This window comes from Thiohalocapsa halophila, assembly GCF_016583825.1.
Taxonomy (GTDB): domain Bacteria; phylum Pseudomonadota; class Gammaproteobacteria; order Chromatiales; family Chromatiaceae; genus Thiohalocapsa; species Thiohalocapsa halophila.
The window spans coordinates 136,769-155,211 of record NZ_NRRV01000003.1; the positions used below are offsets into that span (position 1 = coordinate 136,769).

An 18,443-nucleotide genomic window follows, 5' to 3' on the forward strand; every position below is an offset into this window, starting at 1 on the left:
ATCACTCGCATAAGCGCCGGCCAAGGAAGATAAGGGCGTACGGTGGACAAGGGGCGTAGGCGTAGGGTGGACAAGCGCAGCGCAGTCCACCAACTTACGCGAGGGGCCAAGGCCAATCGGCTGGGACCAGCACCGCTCAGGGAGTGTGCGTGCAGCCTGCACCTCGGCGGGCGCCGCCCGCTCGCGCGAAGGGCCGCGCCTTACCCGGCTGCGACGCGCCGGTCTGTGCGCCGCAGCCGGGCCCCGGATCAGACCTTGGAGTGCGTTGGCCGCCGACTCAGCTGGCGCGCACCGAGCCCAGCCAAGCCCAGGGCCATCAGGGCCGCCGTGCCGGGGAGCGGGGCGGTGGGGATTTGGCCGGGGCGAACTGCCCAACCGTAGTGTTCGGAGGACTTAAAGCCGTAGCTCTGGAAGCCAACGCCGGGGTTGAAGAGCCACGCGCGGAAGGGACTACCCGCGACGTCCGTACCCGACCAGTACAGGTTCTGTATGCCAGTCAGCGTAACGTCGCCGACCGTCTGCTCGCCGGTCTTGTCGTCCCCGTAGTTGCCCGGCAGGTAATAGCGATACATGTACCCCAGCTCGTTGTCGCGGCAGTTTGTCTCGGTGTCGGTCTCGCAATCGATGATCGAACCAAAACCAGCAGAGCCGGTGGGCGTGCCGGCAGCCACCGACATCGAGGCCAGCCGCCAGTCGTCGTAGCCCGCGTACTCCAGATCCGCGGCCCAATTCACCAATTCCTGCCAAGTCGCCGCGCCACCGAGCTGATCGTTGCTCAGCCCCGCATCCGCCACCCAGGTGATATCGAGTACCGTGTCGTTGACCAGGCCGTTGCCTGCGTCCACCAGCGCCGCCTGCGCCCCGCCAGTCGCCAGAAGCAGCCCCGCTGCCGCCATGCCTTGCCATGTCTTCATCGCTGCGATACTCCAGTCAGCTCGTAAGGATGTGGTGAGGCAGCCATACTGCGTTGCACAGTATGCGCGGGATCAGGGTACAGGCGGGCGGAATATCCGGTAAACCCTGACAGTCGAACACCGACAGAGGCGCGCATCGTTTACGGTGTTGGCCGACTAGCGGATGCAGCGACGCCGGCGCGCGCCGGGAGCGCCCCTCAGCACTCCGCACTCCGCCCTTCCCCCCCAAGGTCGGGGCCGCGCGCGCCCGCTCATCAGGAACGGTGAGCCCGAACCGCGCTGCCACCCGCCCGCTCGCAGGCGGCACCGGCCCCGGCGGCGTTTGCCGGGGCTGACGCCGCCGGAGGGCGCCCCGATCCCAGCAGGCCGCAACCCGGGGCGGCTATGCCTTCGTCGTCTTCTTCTTCTCGGCGATGAGCTTGGTTCTGTCGAACAGGGTCGTGACGACGTAGAGCACCGCGTAGACGGTCGCAACGCCGGAGACGAAGGCGCTGAAGCTGAAGGGGGCGGCCGCGGTGAGCAGCACTGCAAGCGCCACGAGCAGCACGAGGTAGGCCCCGTACGGCTTCTTCCCGCCATCAGGCTTGCCGTTGTACTTGACGACCGGCCAGCCCAGGCGCACCGCGAACCAGGCGATGAAGCCGAGCAACGGGATTCTGTTGACAGACTCCAGGATGTCGCGGAACAGCAGATCCGCGACGTGACGCTCAACCTCCACTTTCGTGCCGTCGTCCTTGGGGAGATAGCCGAATTTGTATGCGAAGTCGTGGACGATGGACGCTGTCAGCATCACGCCGAGGGGACGCAGTATGCCGAGCGTGAGCAGACTCATCAGCCAGGGCAGGGGGATGGAGGCACCATCGAAGTCGATCGGCTCGCCATCTTTCTCGCTCGGGATCCTGAACGAGCCGTTGAGGCGTGGATCGTAGGGGACCTTATCGAGCTGGATGCACCAGGGCTCGTGCAGTCTGAGCTCGCGCGGTTTGGTTGCCAGCACCAGCCGGTCGATCAGCGTCGGGTTCTCCTTCGGCTTGTAGGAGCTGAGGCGCACCGGCGGGATGTCGTTGAACCTGACGTAGATGGGGTGGTGATACTCTTCCGCCTCGGCATGGTATTCACAGGGTTGCATGGTCGCTCTCCCAATCCGTTCGGCGATCAACTGCGCCTCTTGATCGAGGCACCTTTCAATATAGCGCCCGGTCGGTCGACAGCCGGCTTCGACGGCGCGCCAGTCCGCCGCGGTCTCGATGAAATCCAGGGTCTCGCGGTCGTCTGCGTCTGCTTCGACCAGTGCAAGCTGACGCTGGAAAGATTCGCATCCGGCGTTGCGACCAACAGGTGGTAGTGGTTGGTCATCAGGCAGTAGGCGTGAAGCACCCAGTTGAAGCGTTCGCACGTTGCGCCCAGCACGTCGAGAAACACCGCCCAATCGCTGTCCTAGTCGACGAGTAAGATGCTCCGTCGCCCCTTACAGCGTGCTGTTACATGATACAGCGCGCCGGCGAGCTCCAGCCGCAGTGGTCTCGCCCTTTGCCCACGCCCGGAACGCCATCCCACCGCGAACGATAAGGCCCCGAGGCCGGCTGTGCAATGTGACACCCCAATTCCTTCTAGGACTGTCCTGGACATTCCTTTGCATTTCCTCTGCGGCAGGGCCGGTTTGTTACGCGGCGGATTCACGCTCAACGTTCCATCCCGGGAATACGAGAACGGACGGGTGGCACTTCAACGCTCGTGCAAGCTGCTTTGCGCGCTCGACGCCGAGGTTAATGCGATCCCGCTCGATAGCTGAAATCGTCGACTGCGGGATTCCCGAGAGCACGGCCAGTTCGTTCTGTGAAAGTTCTTGCAGCTCTCGGATGATTCGCACCGATTCCCCGGCGGAGACCTCGATGGTTCGCTTCGCTTTCCGATATTCACCCATGTCACTTCCTCCGGTAGTCGTGGGGGGTAACGCTCACGACCTCAACGACAACGGACTGGCTCTCGATACGATAGATCACGCGATACTGCTCATTGAGCCGAGACGAGCGATGGTCCTTCCACTCTCCTGACAGTGACTCGTCTCGGAACCCACGGATCAGCTGGAGGCCGGCAGGACCCGATACCTCAACGATGTCCTTCCACTTCTGATACCGCTTCAGGATTTCATCGGGAAGCCGCTTCAGCTCGCGAGCGGTTCGCCGATGCTCGAGGATCGTCCACATTCCTCAAGTGTATATACCAAAAAAGGTATGTCAAGAGGCTGGGCTCGGCTGCGCGATCAGCCGCTTCGGGCGTAGGCGCTCCGGTTAGCCGGAGCCCCCGCCACAGACCCGGACGCGCGGCTTTCTCGCATCCGGTTCCTCGGTTGTACTCGCTTTCGCGCGGGCGAAAGATCTCGTACAAACACCAAAGCGCGTTGCGCGCTCTGCGGTGTGATGATGCGCGGCCGGGCGACGCCGAGCCGCAACTGCTAATGAGGCCAAGCCTTGCGGCGCTCGACCTAGTACCCACACGTCATTTTGCGACGGTCTTGATCCTCCAGCTAGCGGAACCTGATGTTCGGGCATGCAGAACAGCGTTTCAATTCCTGCCAGCTCCGGTGCGCGGGCAAGCACCGCTTTTGCTTCGTGTGGGGTGTCTCCGGATTCTTCCCAGCAATGCGCAAGCGACTTTGCGGCGTTATCGGTTCTCCAGTGCTTATCGGGTTCGGCAAGAAACTGCTTCAGTACTCGGGTCCCGATCTAGGCATGAAGATTCTGTTCATTCCTGTAATTCTCCCGCTTCCACGGGCAACATTAACCGCCGCGGGCGCTAAACTGCGGCCACGCGCGCAGCGCCCGCCGCAGTTTAGCGCCGCGCCGGCGGACGCGTTGGGCATGCAATAGGGATGACGCACTCTTCGGAACCTTCCTTCCCCTTATTGCTTGGGGCTTCAGTTCGACCTTCATATGCGATGTGCGCTGTGTCGGGCTCTCCTGTTATCGGCAAACGCTAGCCGCAGCCCGCGTCAACCTGCGCCGGCGCGCCAAGCGCACGCCGCAGTAGGCCTCGGGCTGGCGGACTGCTTGGGCGCTCGACGAGGATAGTGAATCACGGTGCATGCGGCCAAGTCTGGGGGAGGTCTCACAGGTGAGACCCTGCCCCTCACTGCCCCTCAACGTGTGCTGGACTGCAAGACCCTCCACCCCTACTCCTCGTACTCCTGGTACTCCTTGCGTCCGCAAGGCTGACACGCTAACTTCCCCGGTCCGAGCTCGCCGCAGAGGCAAACCCATGCTGCAAAGTTACACCGCAAAATATACCCGCTTCCGTGGGGGGTATATGGGGCAATTGGTGGAGTGGCCAGAAGTCGTCACAGAAGGCGCGGATCTCGACGAATGTAGAGCCATGTTGCGCGACGCGCTGAACGAGATGCTGTTGGCATACCGTGATCTCGGAAAAGAGATTCCACCTGGCAATGCGCTCCTTGAACAATTGTCAGTGGAGTTAGATCGTGTCGGTGAAACGACGTGACCTGATTCGATACTTCGAGACCAATGGCTTCCATCTTCTTCGTGAAGGCGCCAACCATTCGATCTACGCCGACGGAAGGAAAGCGGTTCCAATAAAGCGACACAGCCAACTGGACCCCATAACAGCAAACGAGCTAGGCAAACAAGCCGGCCTTTCCCCGAAATACTGAGCTGCTCCGGTAATCAATAAAGGGTGACCCCTTTTCCCCGTACGGCGTAGGGTGGACAAGCGCAGCGCAGTCCACCAGCTTACGCGAGCGGCCAAGGCCAATCGGCTGGGACCAGCACTTGCATTCAATCACGCCGAAACCTCGAGGGCGCAATCGTATTGGAGCGGCGTTCAACGGCGAAACGTCACACGGCCCGTCTCATCGTTAGCCTTTTGGACGCCTACAATCAGGGCTGTCAAGCGAATTCGCGGCGGCCAACAGCAAGCATTTCGGTAATCGTCGAGGAAGCAGTGGCAGATGTCGCGGCGGAGGTCGAGCCGGTCCAGGCGCGAGCGGTACGGCAGGAGCCGGAAGTCATCCGGCAGGGCCCAGTCCTGCGCCTCCAGACGCGGGATGCCGTAAGACGACGCCGACGGAAACAGCAGCGAGCAGTGCAGCGCGTCGAAGCCGCCGGGCTTGCCGAGCCAGTTGTCCGAGCTGCGCGTGGTCACTGCTGGCCGCCGCCCCGCCCGGACCCGCCGGAGCCGCCCTGCCCCGGGCTGTCGTTGCCGCGGCCGCCGTCGACGAGCCGGTTCATGGGCATGCCCTCCGGGAACTGTATGAAAAGACAGTCTAGCCGGTCAGGGAGTGTGCGTGCAGCCTGCACCTCGGCGGGCGCGGCCCGCTCGCGGCAAGCGCCGCGCCTTGCCCGGCTGCGACGCGTCGGTCTGTGCGCCGCAGCCGGGCCCCGGATCAGCCGGAAGCCGTGTTTGGCCGCCGACTCAGCTGGCGCGCATCGAGCCCAGCCAAGCCCAGCGCCATCAGCAACGCCGTGCCAGGGAGCGGGGCGGCAGCGATCTGTCCGGGGCGGACAGCCCAAGCGTAGATCGGGTTGTCCTTACCGCCGTAAAACTGGAAGCCAGAGGACGTAGCGAAGTCCCACGCGTCGGACGCCGAGAACTCCGTACCAGACCAGTACACGTTGTCCTGCATATTTGTGAACACGTCGGTCAGGGCGACGCTGTCGTTGATGGAATCGAACTGGCTCAACCCGCCCTCGAAATAGAACAGATGCCCCAGTTCGCTGTAAGTGCAGTCCCAACCAGCGCACGGCTCGTCGCCGTTGCTGTCCAGCGCCGACCACAGCCGCCAGTCGTTGGCACCGGCATAGTTGGCCGCGTTCATGGCGTCTATCCAGAACAGGGCGCCTGGCCAGTTCATGGTGCCGTCGGTATTGATACGCCCTTGCTCGCCACTGCCTTCACCAGGGTAAAGACCGAGATCCGCCCCGGTGGACAGGCCGAAGGTGTTGCTCGCCGCCAGGTTCGCGTCCGCCGTCCACGTGAGTCCCGGGCTGCTAGCACCCACTGGGGTGTAGTCGTTGTCGAACACCAGGTCCACGCCGTCCGACGTGTAGGGCACCAACGCCGCCTGCGCCCCGCCGCCCGCCAGCAGCAGACCCGCTGCCGCCATGCCTTGCCATGTCTTCATCGCTGAGATACTCCAGTCAGCTCGTATGGATGTGGTGATGCAGCCATACTGCGTTACACAGTATGCGCGGGGTCAGGGTACAGGCGGGCGGAATATCAGGTAAACCCCGACAGTAAAACACCGACAGAGGCGCGCATCGTTTACGGTGTTGGCCGACTGGCGGATGCGGCGACGCCGGCGCGCGCCTGGAGCGCGCCTCAGCACTCCGCACTCCGCCCTTCCCCTCAATGCCGGCGCCGCGCGCGCCTGGACCGCGCGCCCACTCATCAGGGACGGCGAGCCCGAACCGCGCTTCCACACGCTCGCCCGCGGGCGGCACCGGCCCCGGCGGCGTGTGCCGGGGCTGATGCCGCCGGAGGGCGCGCCGATCCCAGCAGGCCGCAACCCGGGGCGGCTATGCCTTCGTCGTCTTCTTCTTCTCGGCGATGAGCTTGGTTCTGTCGAACAGGGTCGTGACGACGTAGAGCACCGCGTAGACGGTCGCAACGCCGGAGACGAAGGCGCTGAAGCTGAAGGGGGCGGCCGCGGTGAGCAGCACTGCAAGCGCCACGAGCAGCACGAGGTAGGCCCCGTACGGCTTCTTCCCGCCACCAGGCTTGCCGTTGTACTTGACGACCGGCCAGCCCAGGCGCACCGCGAACCAGGCGATGAAGCCGAGCAACGGGATTCTGTTGACAGACTCCAGGATGTCGCGGAACAGCAGATCCGCGACGTGGCGCTCAACCTCCACTTTCGTGCCGTCGTCCTTGGGGAGATAGCCGAATTTGTAAGCGAAGTCGTGGACGATGGACGCCGTCAGCATCACGCCGAGGGGACGCAGTATGCCGAGCGTAAAATCAGGTCGCGGAGCGCTCCCCTCGCGGTAGGGATGTTGCACGGGACGAGCGGGCCAGGGATCGGCCCGGCAAGGACAGCCCGCCGCCAAGAGTACCGCCGGAGCCGGTGCGCCGGCGCGGCCGTTGGGGTGTTTGCAAGGGCCGGGACAGGGCATTCGAGGACTCTGTAAAGCCTTCGTGCCTCGCCATCACGGACGATCACAGCAACCAGGTGGCTTAGCTGCTTGTGGATAAGCTGTGGGCAACCTGTTGGTGCCCAGCGGAGAAGGTTTGCCGCACACCTTGCCAAAACATCGCAAGGCGTATGTTGAGCAAAACTGCCTCCGCTATGTTCTAACCGCGAGCGCATCACGCGCTTTCTGCGGAAGATCGAGGGCAACAAAAAATGCGGAAGGGTAGAGGTAGTCTTCGGCAGACTCATCGATTACCCTCAACATGCCTTCTTTCTCTGCAGTACTGTCTGGGAGTACTTGATACACTTTACCCTTCTCAAGGTCTTCTGTACCGGATGGGTCGATGCACAGGGCAAATAACGGTGGGGAATCGGCCATAGTTTGAGTCTCAGTCGAGAAAACGTTTGATCTTCATTTTCCGCTTCCCAATTCCGTGGGCTTCGTACCAATGCACCTCGGCTCGCCGAACGTGTCCATTGCCGAGTTTGACATTTGTCGTGCCCTTAAGTTTACGCCACCTGCCCGGGCCAAATTGCTTCTTGAGCCGAGAAAGGTCGCGGATGCTGCTGCCAATTGCAATGGGTTCAATGTCCTCGATGGTGCCCTGTATCTCGAAATACATTAAACTTATCTCAATCGCCACAGCATCCTTTTTTTGCAAGCGCAACGTTATTCGGACCCCGCGCCCGCTTGGCTGCCGGCGCCTTAGCGCCGGCAGCCAAGCGGGCGTCGGAGGTGCCACAATGGTTAGGCATTCAATGCTTCAATGAACTCTTCTGATGACGCACTGGCTTACTTGAGGAACCCCGATAGAGTGCCGAGTTTCAGTTCGCGGTGGTCTGGCACAACGCAGCCCGACGAACCGCGGCGCATGACGATATGGCTCCCACGCTCGCGGGCGACAACGAAATCCGAGACGTTCCAACGCTCGAATCGTTTCTCGCCCGGAGACAACTGGGAGTTTAGGCACGTGAAGAGACTTCGAACGACGTCAGCAGGGGACGTCCGTGAATTGAGAGTGGGAATTCCTCCAGGTAGAGCTCGGTTGCCTCACGGAGGTTCGCCAACGCCTCTTCCACGGTCTCGCCTTGCGTCGTCGTACCGGTTTCCGGATTAAGCGCTACGTAGCCGCCTTCCGGGGCTGGGCTCAGGACTGCAGAAAGCTCCACATACACCTCCACTGAAGTTGGGGTTAATCTGGCAAGTCTGACCCTGAGATTATCATTTGTTTTGGATGATCGCTGGGGCGATGTACAGCTCTACGAATTCCATGCCTCCGCGATTCTCGGGCTGAGAAACGACCGCGACGCCCCCTTGCGGCTTCCAACCCTGAGAGATCGCTTGATTGACGTGCTGCTCAAAACGTGTCTCTCATTTGCCAGAAGTATATTGTACTCGGTCGCCATGGATGCTTTCTCCGCTAATGCCAACGTCAACCGCAGCCCCCGCCGAACTGCGGCGACGCGCGAAGCGCGCGCTGCAATATGGCGTCGGGGGCTGGCGGGCTAGTTGGGCGTTTTTCACTCAGCTTTCTCGACCGGTTGCGCATTCTGTATGGTGATCGTTGGGCTCGGCGTTGTAGGCGGAACTGGCCGGGCGATGTCCGACAAAAGTGCGGCATGCTCAGCCATTGCAAGCTTAGCTTGGTAAATACAGCCCTCTACGGAATGCCCAACTCCAGTAAAACCGGGCAAATCAGGAGAGAAGTACGTGAAGAAGTCCGGCTCTTCCGTTGCCTCGATAATAAGGGAGTAAGGGAGATCTATCATTTGAGAATGCCCTACTGTTGAATGCCTGCCGATTTTAGTATCGCACGGCATGTACCTTTCGGAATCTCTTTAGCGCCATGGTAGTCAACCCGGATCAGGTTATCGCAGCCGTCCTTTGCATAGTATGGGACGGACCCTTTCTGCTTGATCAGCCGAAACCCGTTCTTCTCCAGTAGGCGAACCAGCTCGCTGAACTTCATGTTCGTCTGCGTACAGAGTTAGAGACGGTTATGCGCCCAACGCCCAGCATCAGCGGCGGCGCGTAGCGCCGTCTGCTGCATGCTGTTGTTATGCGCCGCGCATGCCATTGCCAATGTCCCTCGGGCCAAAGTATTCGACGTCCACTGCGTCCCGACTCTCGCTGACGGTCGCGCGCACCACGTTACGGCGTGGGCGCTCCAAGGCGCTCACGAGCGAGCCGAGTGGCTCGAATGACGGTGTCAGCACCAGCCCGCCGCCGTCCGCTGGTTCCACGACTACGTGCTCGCCAACGTCCGGAGGTTCACTGTCCCACTTCACCCGTACTCGCTGCGTCTCGCGCCTCCACTTGCGCCGGTCGCCCTTGGCCTCGTCTTCGTAGAACTGTAGCCAAGCATGACGACTCTGAGGCGTTGGCCAGGTCTCGTCAGCGTGAAGCGCCTCGACCTCTTCGGACCCCAGCCACATCATCAGGCCGGCACGGTCCTCGAACGTGGCACCCGTCGATCTGACCGCCTCGAACGCTGCCTCTCTCGAGTTCAAGCCGGCCCGGAGGAGCACGATCACGCTCTTGTCGCAGCACCCGGCCTCCACGGCGAGTGCGGCCAACCCGGTGATGTCATCCGCTCCTTCGCAGGAGACTGCACTTGCGTGCACGCGGACGGCTTCCATCGCCCATGGAAGCCTGTACGTCAGCGCTTCCTGCAGGAAGTCGACCCCGTCGTCATCACAGATGCCGATGACGTCGGCCGATGACTTGCCCCGCATCCAGGCGTCCAGGGCATCGGTCCACTTGGCGGGCAGGTCCTTGGGCGCGCGGAACGGAGCCGCCTGGAAGACGAACTCTGCAAAGGCGACCACCGCGGACGACGCATCATCAAGATTGCCCTCGGAAATCGCAGTCTCGGCATTGCCGAGGAGCTCCACGAGGCCCTGCAAGTTCGCGTCGAGGAACTGGCCCGCCGTCAATCCAATACCGGCGGCGTGATAGCCCCTGCGCTGCGGCTCCGTCGTCTGCGCCCATACCCGAGCAGCTCGTGCCGTCACGAACCCGCGAATCAGCTTCTGCTCGGCTTCCTGATACTGCTCCACCTGCCGGGCAAAGAGCGAGCCGGCCAGCGCCTGATCCAAGCTGTTAGCGAGCTCGACGTCGTCGGTGCCCGCGTCCAAGAGCGCCAGTAGCGCGGCATCGAGCGACGCCAGATCGCGGTCCCAATCTGCGGCAGATACCTCCAGCTTCTCTGCCGCCGCGTCGCTGAATTCCCAAGCGCTGGAGTTGCCCATGACGTACTCGACGAGTTCCTCGACGGGAACTCCAGCTACCGCTGCGATTCTGTCATAGAATTTCAGGGAGAGTTGCAGGATCCCGCTCTGCACCAACGGCGCCTTGGCCTCGTGGACGAGCTTCTCCCAGTTCCGAACGACCTGCTTCGCCTTGCGCGTCGTATCTACCCAGACGATGTGAAGTACCAGCCCCTCAACATCAACGAAGGCCCGGCCTGCACGCCCCGCGACGTTGGCGAATTCCGCGGTCGGAATGATCTCCCGATTGCGCCAGATGGAAGGCACCAGAAGTACGCTCGCGGAGAGGTTGAGTCCTTGTGCCAGCGTCGGCGACGCCACCGTCAACCGGCTGTCGCCTGATCGCAGCAGGCGCTCCACCTCGGTGAGGAATGGACGCGGAAGCCCCCCGTGGTGCAGGGCGACTCCATGCTGTAGGCACTGCACCGCCGGATGGTCCTCGCCTAGCCACTCGGCCCCGGTTGCCATCGCATTCCGGATGCGCTCGTTGGGAGCTGCAAGCGCCACAAGAACCTCTTGCTTGATGCACTTGAGGATCAGCCGCCCCAGGGTTTCAACTGACTTTCGCAGCGAGCAGTAGATGAGGACGTCCTTCTCCTGGGCCACGAACCGCCACGCTGTGGCCAGCGTCAGCTCGTTCTTGTCGGACGGGAATGCCTTGCGTCGCCGGGACCCCTCGGGCGGGTCGGTGGGCTCGATGAAGCGCGGCACAAACGGGCTCTCGTCCTCGACCTTTACGTCGAGTCGGGCGGCGTTCGACATCCACCGCAGCACTCCGAAGCGCTGTCTCGTCGGTCGCCACATCGAATGGACGGGATCGCCAGGTTCGTCCTGGCGGATCCACGCCACCAGGTCACTCATCTCCTCCGGAGTCGGGAACAAAGCGGACAAGCAGACGATTCTCCGACCGTCGGCGTCGCCCCGGCGCAGCAGTCGCTGCACGAGCGCCTCGTAGCGAACCTCGCGCTCGTTCGGCCCAAGCATGTGCCCCTCGTCGAGCACGATGAGACCGACGTCGTCGATGATCGAGTTGTCGTTGCGAAGCGCGAAGTCGAGCTTCTCCGGGGTGGACACCACGATCTTGCCCTGGCGGAGAGTCTCTGCGTCGCCACTCTCGACGCCAGCAGAGCCATACAGGGACGACACCGAGAAGCCGAGCGGAGCAAAGGTCTCCGAGAGGTCGCGCTCGACCTGAGCCGAGAGCGCTCGCAAGGGGGTCACGTACACCACGCGCTGCTCGGACGCGAGCGTGCGCAGAATACAGAGCTCGGCGATCCGGGTCTTGCCCGCACTCGTCGGGAGAGCGACCACGAGGTCGTCGGTCGGTTCCACGGCCCGGCGCACTGCTTCCAGCTGCGAGGGCCAGAGCTCGATCGCCGATCGCTTGCCAGCGCGGAGCCGCTGGACGTAGTTTCGCCGGAGGCCGCTCCATCGCTCTGCATCGTCATGGTCGGGAGGTAGCAGCGGAACCTGTTGGTGCAGGCTCAATCCCCAGAGTTCATCGAGGAGATGAAGCGCAAGGGTTGTCGTCCACCAATGGCTGACGGCGTGCACATCGCGGGCTGTGTCAGCTGCACGCTGAAGGAGTTCCTTGGCTCCTAGCGCCGACACGTCCTCGCCGGTTGTAATCGCGTGGTCGAAGAGGGCCAGCGCGCGCATGAAGGCCGCAACGATCACTTCGCCACAGGCGTCCGCCGCGTCGAAGTCTTCGTCCTCGCGCAGGCGCTCGGCGACCCGGTCATCCGAGTGCTCCACGTCGAGGAGCCAACCTGCGTAGAGCTGATATAGATCGCCCAGCTTGCGACGCAGAAGCTGCACGAGCGCGGTCTCGGTCGGAGCAAGGTTCGTTGCTCCGGCCCCAGTCGGAAGCATCGAGTACGCCCTCGCGGAGTACCGTGCGAGATGAAAGGCCACCGCCGCACTGACTCGATGGAAGCCGCCCTCATGCCCATCCGCCCCGCGGTGAACGGCTGCTTCGATCGCTTCGCCCGCTACCAGAAATGGGCGCTCGAGATTCGCCTCTACCTTCTGCGATCGAAGCCGTAGTGCCATGTTCAGGACGGTGTGAGCATAGTCGAGCAAGTCCTCGGTCAGACTGTCCGGAAAGGCGGGCGAACCCGGCGGCATGACGCCGTCACGCCAGATCATCCCGCGGGCAAGCCCCTTGTCGAGAAGGCGTTCTCTGAAGCCCAGCGACGTTGCTGTGCCCAGGCGCTCCGTGAGGCGTTCGACCGACTCTGCCATCTACAGCCCCCCGAACAAGAGTTCGATGAACTTCGCGTGGTCCTTGATGCGAACGCCGATGGCGTGCCGGAGCCGCTTCTTCTTCGCGGCGCCCTTAAGGTGCACTTCGAGTAGGTTCTTCGGCGAACCGCCGGTGAGAACGAAGAGCATGTGGGCAACGGAGATCCCTCGGAAGCTCGCCAACACCGCATCCTCGAGTTCCTCGGCGAGGTCGTCCTCGCCCAACTCGCGAAGGCGCTCTGCGACGAACAGCACCGAGTGACGCGTTGGCCTGCCACGGTCGCTGTCCAGCGCCCCGCCGGCCTCATCAAGAACGGCCGTCGACAGCGTTGCACGGCTCTTCGACTCTCCTTTAAGGAGCAGGAGCTTGTCCTTGTTGGTGCGCCCGACGCCTATGATGTCGTCTCCGCGGAGCGCCATTTCTCGTCCGTCCTTCCATCGCAGGCGTCGGATCGGGACGTGGTACTGAAGCTCCAGTTCCGCGAACTCCGTCGCCAGTACCTCGCCCAGGTCGCCTGAGCGTGCCTTCTTCCTCGTCGGGACGTGCTCGCGCAAGAGCACGGCCGTCTTGGGGGCGCCCAGCGAGGCAATACGCTTCGCCGTGAGCTTCGGGTCCACGTAGTGCCCGCGGACCACGTCTCGCAGGTCATCAAGCACTTCTGAGCGGCTGCCATCGCGTTCGGTGAGCACCCGGAGCGAGTGGCGACCGATCGCTGAGGTCGCAGCCTGTAGCCATTGCTTAAATGGGTGCGGCTTCACCATAGCTCGGGATCCCGGCTGCCGCGGCGCTCGCCGTCAACGGCGGGCGCCGTGTGCGGCTTCACCATAGCTCGGAATCCCTGATTCAGTGTGCATAACGTACAAGCATGTTAACCGGCACGCGCCACACGCGGAGCTGGCCTCGTGCGCCGAGCGTGCCCGGCGCGCGTCGGTTAACTGTCGTTGAACTGACCGAGGCCGGAGTCTGGCGCCGGCGTATTCCGCGTGGTGCGTTGCGCGATGTAGGGGATTGTATTGCGGGCGGGGGTGTGAACCAAGGCGTGGACGACCAGAGGTTGGCGGCGGCGGGAGGCAGGGTCGCGAGTTTTGGTATGCGCTGCGGGTGTCAGCGGCAGTTGGCGTGGGCCGCCCGGACCGCTCGTGTGCGATTTTTCGGGCATCTGGGCGAGCGCGGGCGCCGAGCCGCGCGCACAAGTTGGCGCGGCCCGCTGCATCGCATGTGCGAAGCGGGCGGGGCGATCAGTCGTGCACATCAGCCTCCTTCGAGCCGGACCGGGCCGCCTGTGGCTGGGCGTGGCGGCAGCGGGGAGACGGCGCGCAGGCGCCCACGCTCGCAGTGCGGACAAGGCAGGGTGACGGGCGCCGGCGCGTCGCCGCTGCCTTCGCTGACGCTGCGCGGCGGCCAGGGCGTCGCGGATCTGTGCTAGGCAACGACTGCGGCAGCGGTTGGCGAGGAAGCCGAAATGCCTGATGCGCATAAACCCGACCGGTAGGACATGCAACAGGAAGCGGCGCAGCAGCTCCTCGGCATCGAGCGTCATGACCTTGCGCTGGTCGCCGTCGCGGTAGTCCTTGTAGGCCAGGTGCACCTGCTCGCCGGCGAAGCCGAGCAGGCGCCCGTCGGTCAATGCCGTGCGGTGGCTGTAGCGCCCGCCCATTTGCGAACAATTTCGTCCACCACCGTCTCCGCCCCGCTCACGCACGGCTTGGCGTAGACCACCCAGTCGGTGCGCATCAGCCGATCGAGCATCGCATCGACCTGCCCCGGCTCAATGCGCTCGAGCCGCCCGGCATCGGCCGCCCCCCGGAGCCGGCCGACGAAGCCCCCGCGTACATGCCGCGCGAGCGCGCGCACCGAAAACAGCATGGTGCTGCGCGCGTCGTGCCAGGAACCGTCGGCGGCGATGGCGCCGCCCGGGATCAGGCAATGCAGATGCACGTGCCGCGTTAGCGTCTGTCCCCAGGTGTGCAGCACCGCTGTCATGCCGAGGCGCCCGCCGAGCCGCCAGTAGGTCCGATGGGGATCGGCCGCGAAGGTGGACAGCGTCGCCCAGACCGCCTCGAACAGCAGCGCATAGAGCAGCCGGGGCTGTGCCTCGACCCAGGGGTTGAGGTCGTGCGGCAGCGTGAAGACCACGTGGTAGTAGGTGACCGGCAGCACCGCGGCGCGCTGGCGTGCGCACCACTGCTCGGAGGCGCTGCGCTGACAGCGCGGGCAATGCCGGTCGCGGCAGGCGTGATACAGATGCTGGTGATGGCCGCAGGCGTCACACACCCAATCGAAGCCGCCCAAGGCGGCGGTGCGGCAGTCGCCGATGTGTGCGCACACCTGCCATTGGCGCGGCGAGAGCCGATGGCCGTCCGCATAGCGATCCAGGCAGCGGTGGATCTCCGCCTGCAGAGAAGCACGCTCAGCCATGGGCGGCTCCCAAGCGGGCGATGAGGTCCAGCTCGCCTTCGCCCTCGCGGTAGCTCGGCATGGCTCGTTCCCAAATCGGGAATGTAGCGCAGCGTCGAGTGCAGGTCCGAATGCCCCAGCAGCCGTTGCAGGCGGTGCACCGGCAACCCCGCTTCCAACTGGTGGGTGGCGAACGCGTGGTGATTATGCCGCACGCGGCATAATCACCACAGCTTTGCAACACACTTGCTGGAGCGCGGTACGGACATCCGCACCATCCAGTCGCTGCTGGGCCACAAGGATGTGCAGACGACCATGGTCTACACCCACGTGCCGCGGCAGGGGGCGCAGGGCGTGGCGAGTCCGTTGGACGATCTGCTTTGAGTGCCGGCGGCCGGCGGGGCTCCCGCTGCTTCCGCTGCTCGACTCAAGCGCATGCGCGGCTCGCGCTGGCAGCCGGATACCGACTCGGCTGTTCTCTTGCTTCGAGTTGTTCTGCGTGGTGCTCACGTGCTTCGCGGTGAGCTGCGCTTCCTGCATTGATCAGTCAGTGCGCCTCGTCCCAGTTGTCGCCGACGCCGGTGTCGACGATCAGCGGCACCTTAAGCTCGGCGGCGCCCTGCATGATGCCCTTGATGCGCTCGGCGGCGGTGTTCACCGCGTCTTCGGCGACCTCGAGCACCAGCTCGTCGTGCACCTGCATGATCATGCGCACCGGCGGCTGCTCGGTCCGGAGCCAGTGGTCCACCTGGATCATGGCGCGCTTGATGATGTCCGCGGCGGTGCCCTGCATAGGGGCGTTGATGGCGGTGCGCTCGGCGGCGCTGCGCAGCTGGTTGTTACTGTGGTTGATGTTGGTGAGATAAAGGCGGCGGCCGAACAGGGTCTCGACATAGCGGTCGGTGCGGGCCTGCGCGCGGATGCGGTCCATGAACTCGCGCACGCCGGGGTAGCGTGCAAAGTAGAGATCCACGTACTCCTGGGCGACGCTGCGCTCGGTGCCGAGCTGGCGGGCGAGGCCGAAGGCGGACATGCCGTAGATGAGCCCGAAGTTGATGGCCTTGGCGCTGCGGCGCTGCTCGTCGCTGACCTCCTCGGGCGGCAGGCCGTGGATCTCGGCGGCGGTGGCACGATGGATGTCCTGACCGGCCTCGAAGGCGGCGAGCAGGCGCTCGTCGCCCGACAGGTGCGCCATGATCCGCAGCTCGATCTGGCTGTAGTCCGCCGCCAGCATCCGCACGCCCGGCTCCGGCACGAAGGCGCGGCGGATGCGCCGGCCGTCCTCGCTGCGGATGGGGATGTTCTGAAGGTTGGGGTCCGATGACGACAGCCGGCCGGTGGCAGCCACCGCCTGGTGGTAGCTGGTGTGCACCCGGCCGGTGTCCGGGTTGATCAGCGCCGGCAGCTTGTCGGTGTAGGTGGAGCGCAGCTTGGTGAGCCCGCGGTGCTCGACGATGAGCCGCGGCAGCTCGTAGCCGTCGGCGGCGAGCTGCTCCAGCACGGCCTCCGATGTGGACGGCGCGCCTTTGGGCGTCTTGGCCACCACCGGCAGCTTCAGCTCGTCGAAGAAGATGGCGCCGATCTGCTTCGGCGAGCCCAGATTGAACTTGCGCCCGGCCTCGGCATAGGCACGCTCCTCCAGCGCGGCCGCGCGCTCGGCGAGGTCCGCGCTCTGGGCGCGGAGCTCGTCGGCGTCGATGCGCACGCCGCCGCGCTCCATGCGGGAGAGCACCGGCACCAGGGGCAGCTCGATGTCCTGGTAGACGGAAGCAATGCTCGGAATGGCCTCGATCTTCGGCCACAGCTCCCGGTGCAGCGCGAGGGTGATGTCGGCATCCTCGGCGGCGTAGTGGCCGGCCTGCTCCAGCGGAATCTGGTCGAAGGTGAGCTGCTTGGCGCCCTTGCCGGCCCCCTTTTTCCCCGCAAGGTCCTCGAAGTGGACGGTGTCCCGGTCCAGGTACTTCTTCGCCAGCGAGTCCATGTCGTGCCGGGTGGCGGTGCTGTCCAGCACATAGCTCTCCAGCATGGTGTCGTGGGCACAGCCGGCGACCGCGATGCCGTAGTTGGCGCAGACGCTGATGTCGTACTTCAGGTTCTGGCCCACCTTGGCGTGCGTCGGGTCCTCCAGGATGGGTTTCAGCCTGCCGAGCACCTGCTCGCGCTCCAGCTGCGCCGGTGCGCCGGGATAGCTGTGGGCCAGGGGCACATAGGCGGCCTCGAGGGCGCCGTCGGTGTCCACCGCAAAGGACACGCCCACCACCCGGGCGCGCATGTAGTCGAGGTCCGTGGTCTCGGTGTCGAAGGCGAAGAGCTGGGCGGCCTCCAGCTTGGCGAGCCAGGCGTCCAGCGCGGCCTCATCCAGCACCAGGGCATACTCGGCCTGCGGCTTGGTCGCGGCGGCCTCGCCGTCGGCGCCCGTCTCGCTCAGGCTCGCCAGCAGGCGCTTGGACTCGATGCGCTCGTACCAGTCGCGCAGGGTCTCGGTGTCCGCGGCGTCCGGCGTCAGGTCCTTGGGCCCGAAGTCCAGCGCGACATCGGTCTTGATGCTGGTGAGCTCGCGCGACAACGGCAGCCGCGGAAGGCTCGCCCGCAGGCTCTCGCCGATCTTGCCCTTGATCTGGTCGGCGTTGGCCATGACGCCGTCGAGGTCGCCGTACTGCTGGATCCACTTGGCCGCCGTCTTGGGGCCGCACTTGGGCACGCCCGGGATGTTGTCGATGCTGTCGCCCATGAGCGCCAGGTAGTCGACGATGTGCTCCGGGGCCACGCCGAACTTCTCCTTGACGCCCGCGGGGTCCAGCACGGTGTCGGACATGGTGTTGACCAGGGTGATGTGGTCATTCACCAGCTGCGCCATGTCCTTGTCGCCGGTGGAGATGAGCGTCGGCACGCCGTCCGCCGCCGCGTGCTTGGCGAGCGTGCCGATGACGTCGTCCGCCTCCACGTCCGCCACCTCCAGCAGCGGCAGGCCCATGGCGCGGATGATCTCCTTCAGCGGCCCCAGCTGCTCGCGCAGGTCCTCCGGCATGGGCGGGCGGTTGGCCTTGTAGTCCTCGAAGAGGCGGTCGCGGAAGGTGGGCCCGGAGGCGTCGAAGACCACGCCGATGTACTCCGGCCGCTCTTCGTCGATGAGCTTGCGCAGCATGCTCAGCACGCCTATCAGCGCGCCGGTGGCCTTGCCGCGGGAGTTGGTGAGCTTGGGCAGCGCATGGTAGGCGCGGAAGAGATAGCCGGAGGCGTCAACGAGGACGAGCGGGTACCGTTCGGGCATCGGTCTGTCAGGGGCGGCTCGAAAGCCGCAACGTTAGCACGCGGCGGGCGCCACCGCGCAGCGCCTGAGCCCAGCGCTGGGGCCCAAAGCTGGGGCCCAGCGCTGAGGCCTGGCCTGCCTGTGGGGCGCGATAGCGGCTGCCGCCCCCGGGTGCGATCAGGCGCAGGCGGCCTCGCGCAGCGGTGCCGGTGCCGGGGTGGC

The 18,443-nt window shown here is 64.5% G+C and carries 17 protein-coding genes and 4 pseudogenes; 3 read left to right on the top strand and 18 right to left on the bottom strand.

Going from position 1 to position 18,443, the window contains the following annotated elements; all coding sequences use genetic code 11:
• Positions 1–248 precede the first annotated feature (248 nt).
• From CKO31_RS02435 to CKO31_RS27845, 6 genes and pseudogenes are all read right to left on the bottom strand, one after another.
• Complete coding sequence (locus CKO31_RS02435) at positions 249–914, bottom strand: Lcl C-terminal domain-containing protein (RefSeq protein ID WP_200233713.1); 666 nt, start codon at positions 912–914, stop codon at positions 249–251.
• A gap of 382 nt (positions 915–1,296) precedes the next feature.
• Positions 1,297–2,043, bottom strand: coding sequence for a DUF1353 domain-containing protein (locus CKO31_RS27140; protein WP_274607675.1), 747 nt, complete (start codon positions 2,041–2,043; stop codon positions 1,297–1,299).
• Between the two features lie 176 nt (positions 2,044–2,219).
• Positions 2,220–2,471 (bottom strand): annotated as a pseudogene (locus tag CKO31_RS02445) (transposase); the annotation flags it as partial.
• Positions 2,472–2,577: 106 nt separating this feature from the next.
• Positions 2,578–2,838 (bottom strand): helix-turn-helix transcriptional regulator, encoded by a 261-nt coding sequence (locus CKO31_RS02450; RefSeq protein WP_200233715.1) that lies wholly within the window; start codon positions 2,836–2,838, stop codon positions 2,578–2,580.
• 1 nt (position 2,839) lies between these two features.
• Positions 2,840–3,121 carry a type II toxin-antitoxin system mRNA interferase toxin, RelE/StbE family gene (locus tag CKO31_RS02455; RefSeq protein ID WP_200233716.1) on the bottom strand — a complete coding sequence of 94 codons (282 nt, stop codon included), beginning with the start codon at positions 3,119–3,121 and terminating at the stop codon, positions 2,840–2,842.
• Positions 3,122–3,205: 84 nt separating this feature from the next.
• Positions 3,206–3,640 (bottom strand): DUF6946 family protein, encoded by a 435-nt coding sequence (locus CKO31_RS27845; RefSeq protein ID WP_438873997.1) that lies wholly within the window; start codon positions 3,638–3,640, stop codon positions 3,206–3,208.
• A 532-nt stretch (positions 3,641–4,172) separates the two neighbouring features.
• On the opposite strand from CKO31_RS27845, the gene CKO31_RS02460 reads away from it, so the two are divergent.
• Entirely contained in the window at positions 4,173–4,412 is a 240-nt protein-coding gene (locus CKO31_RS02460; protein ID WP_200233718.1) for a type II toxin-antitoxin system HicB family antitoxin, read from the top strand.
• Positions 4,399–4,581 carry a type II toxin-antitoxin system HicA family toxin gene (locus tag CKO31_RS27590; RefSeq protein WP_369075121.1) on the top strand — a complete coding sequence of 61 codons (183 nt, stop codon included), beginning with the start codon at positions 4,399–4,401 and terminating at the stop codon, positions 4,579–4,581. The genes CKO31_RS02460 and CKO31_RS27590 overlap by 14 nt, the downstream gene beginning before the upstream one ends.
• 170 nt (positions 4,582–4,751) lie before the next feature.
• On the opposite strand, the gene CKO31_RS02470 is transcribed toward CKO31_RS27590, so the two are convergent.
• The 11 genes and pseudogenes from CKO31_RS02470 to CKO31_RS02520 form a co-directional block, all read right to left on the bottom strand.
• Complete coding sequence (locus CKO31_RS02470) at positions 4,752–5,072, bottom strand: hypothetical protein (RefSeq protein WP_200233722.1); 321 nt, start codon at positions 5,070–5,072, stop codon at positions 4,752–4,754.
• 241 nt (positions 5,073–5,313) lie between these two features.
• Complete coding sequence (locus CKO31_RS02475) at positions 5,314–6,051, bottom strand: Lcl C-terminal domain-containing protein (protein WP_200233724.1); 738 nt, start codon at positions 6,049–6,051, stop codon at positions 5,314–5,316.
• A 394-nt stretch (positions 6,052–6,445) separates the two neighbouring features.
• Positions 6,446–6,928: a DUF1353 domain-containing protein gene (locus tag CKO31_RS02480; protein ID WP_200233725.1), complete on the bottom strand. Its 483-nt coding sequence runs from the start codon at positions 6,926–6,928 to the stop codon at positions 6,446–6,448.
• A gap of 285 nt (positions 6,929–7,213) precedes the next feature.
• Positions 7,214–7,438, bottom strand: a complete 225-nt coding sequence (locus tag CKO31_RS02485; RefSeq protein WP_200233727.1) for a hypothetical protein — start codon at positions 7,436–7,438, stop codon at positions 7,214–7,216.
• Positions 7,439–7,448: 10 nt separating this feature from the next.
• Positions 7,449–7,682 (bottom strand): hypothetical protein, encoded by a 234-nt coding sequence (locus CKO31_RS02490; protein WP_200233729.1) that lies wholly within the window; start codon positions 7,680–7,682, stop codon positions 7,449–7,451.
• Positions 7,683–7,852: 170 nt separating this feature from the next.
• A complete protein-coding gene (locus tag CKO31_RS27850; protein WP_438873996.1) occupies positions 7,853–8,014 on the bottom strand; it encodes a type II toxin-antitoxin system HicA family toxin in 162 nt (53 codons plus the stop codon).
• Positions 8,015–8,281: 267 nt separating this feature from the next.
• A pseudogene (locus tag CKO31_RS27595) lies at positions 8,282–8,413 on the bottom strand (hypothetical protein); the annotation flags it as partial.
• Positions 8,414–8,840: 427 nt separating this feature from the next.
• Complete coding sequence (locus CKO31_RS02505) at positions 8,841–9,029, bottom strand: type II toxin-antitoxin system HicA family toxin (protein WP_200233731.1); 189 nt, start codon at positions 9,027–9,029, stop codon at positions 8,841–8,843.
• An 88-nt stretch (positions 9,030–9,117) separates the two neighbouring features.
• Complete coding sequence (locus CKO31_RS02510) at positions 9,118–12,573, bottom strand: DEAD/DEAH box helicase (protein WP_200233735.1); 3,456 nt, start codon at positions 12,571–12,573, stop codon at positions 9,118–9,120.
• On the bottom strand, positions 12,574–13,335 hold the full coding sequence (locus CKO31_RS02515) for a Hachiman antiphage defense system protein HamA (protein ID WP_242475083.1): 762 nt from the start codon (positions 13,333–13,335) through the stop codon (positions 12,574–12,576).
• Positions 13,336–13,825: 490 nt separating this feature from the next.
• Positions 13,826–14,992: pseudogene (locus CKO31_RS02520) on the bottom strand (IS91 family transposase).
• A gap of 219 nt (positions 14,993–15,211) precedes the next feature.
• On the opposite strand from CKO31_RS02520, the pseudogene CKO31_RS02525 reads away from it, so the two are divergent.
• A pseudogene (locus tag CKO31_RS02525) lies at positions 15,212–15,355 on the top strand (tyrosine-type recombinase/integrase); the annotation flags it as partial.
• Between the two features lie 163 nt (positions 15,356–15,518).
• On the opposite strand, the gene polA reads toward CKO31_RS02525, so the two are convergent.
• Entirely contained in the window at positions 15,519–18,242 is a 2,724-nt protein-coding gene (polA, locus tag CKO31_RS02530) for a DNA polymerase I (protein WP_200233739.1), read from the bottom strand.
• Between the last annotated feature and the right edge of the window lie 201 nt (positions 18,243–18,443).

What these genes read in the sequence shown, in the direction of transcription:
- CKO31_RS02515 (WP_242475083.1), bottom strand. Translation starts at nt 13,335, where the DNA reads ATGGTGAAGCCGCACCCATTTAAGCAATGGCTACAGGCTGCGACCTCA.
- CKO31_RS02450 (WP_200233715.1), bottom strand. Translation starts at nt 2,838, where the DNA reads ATGGGTGAATATCGGAAAGCGAAGCGAACCATCGAGGTCTCCGCCGGG.
- CKO31_RS02510 (WP_200233735.1), bottom strand. Translation starts at nt 12,573, where the DNA reads ATGGCAGAGTCGGTCGAACGCCTCACGGAGCGCCTGGGCACAGCAACG.
- CKO31_RS02485 (WP_200233727.1), bottom strand. Translation starts at nt 7,438, where the DNA reads ATGGCCGATTCCCCACCGTTATTTGCCCTGTGCATCGACCCATCCGGT.
- CKO31_RS02435 (WP_200233713.1), bottom strand. Translation starts at nt 914, where the DNA reads ATGAAGACATGGCAAGGCATGGCGGCAGCGGGGCTGCTTCTGGCGACT.
- CKO31_RS02490 (WP_200233729.1), bottom strand. Translation starts at nt 7,682, where the DNA reads ATGTATTTCGAGATACAGGGCACCATCGAGGACATTGAACCCATTGCA.
- CKO31_RS02460 (WP_200233718.1), top strand. Translation starts at nt 4,173, where the DNA reads ATGCTGCAAAGTTACACCGCAAAATATACCCGCTTCCGTGGGGGGTAT.
- polA (WP_200233739.1), bottom strand. Translation starts at nt 18,242, where the DNA reads ATGCCCGAACGGTACCCGCTCGTCCTCGTTGACGCCTCCGGCTATCTC.
- CKO31_RS02475 (WP_200233724.1), bottom strand. Translation starts at nt 6,051, where the DNA reads ATGAAGACATGGCAAGGCATGGCGGCAGCGGGTCTGCTGCTGGCGGGC.
- CKO31_RS02505 (WP_200233731.1), bottom strand. Translation starts at nt 9,029, where the DNA reads ATGAAGTTCAGCGAGCTGGTTCGCCTACTGGAGAAGAACGGGTTTCGG.
- CKO31_RS02455 (WP_200233716.1), bottom strand. Translation starts at nt 3,121, where the DNA reads ATGTGGACGATCCTCGAGCATCGGCGAACCGCTCGCGAGCTGAAGCGG.
- CKO31_RS27140 (WP_274607675.1), bottom strand. Translation starts at nt 2,043, where the DNA reads ATGCAACCCTGTGAATACCATGCCGAGGCGGAAGAGTATCACCACCCC.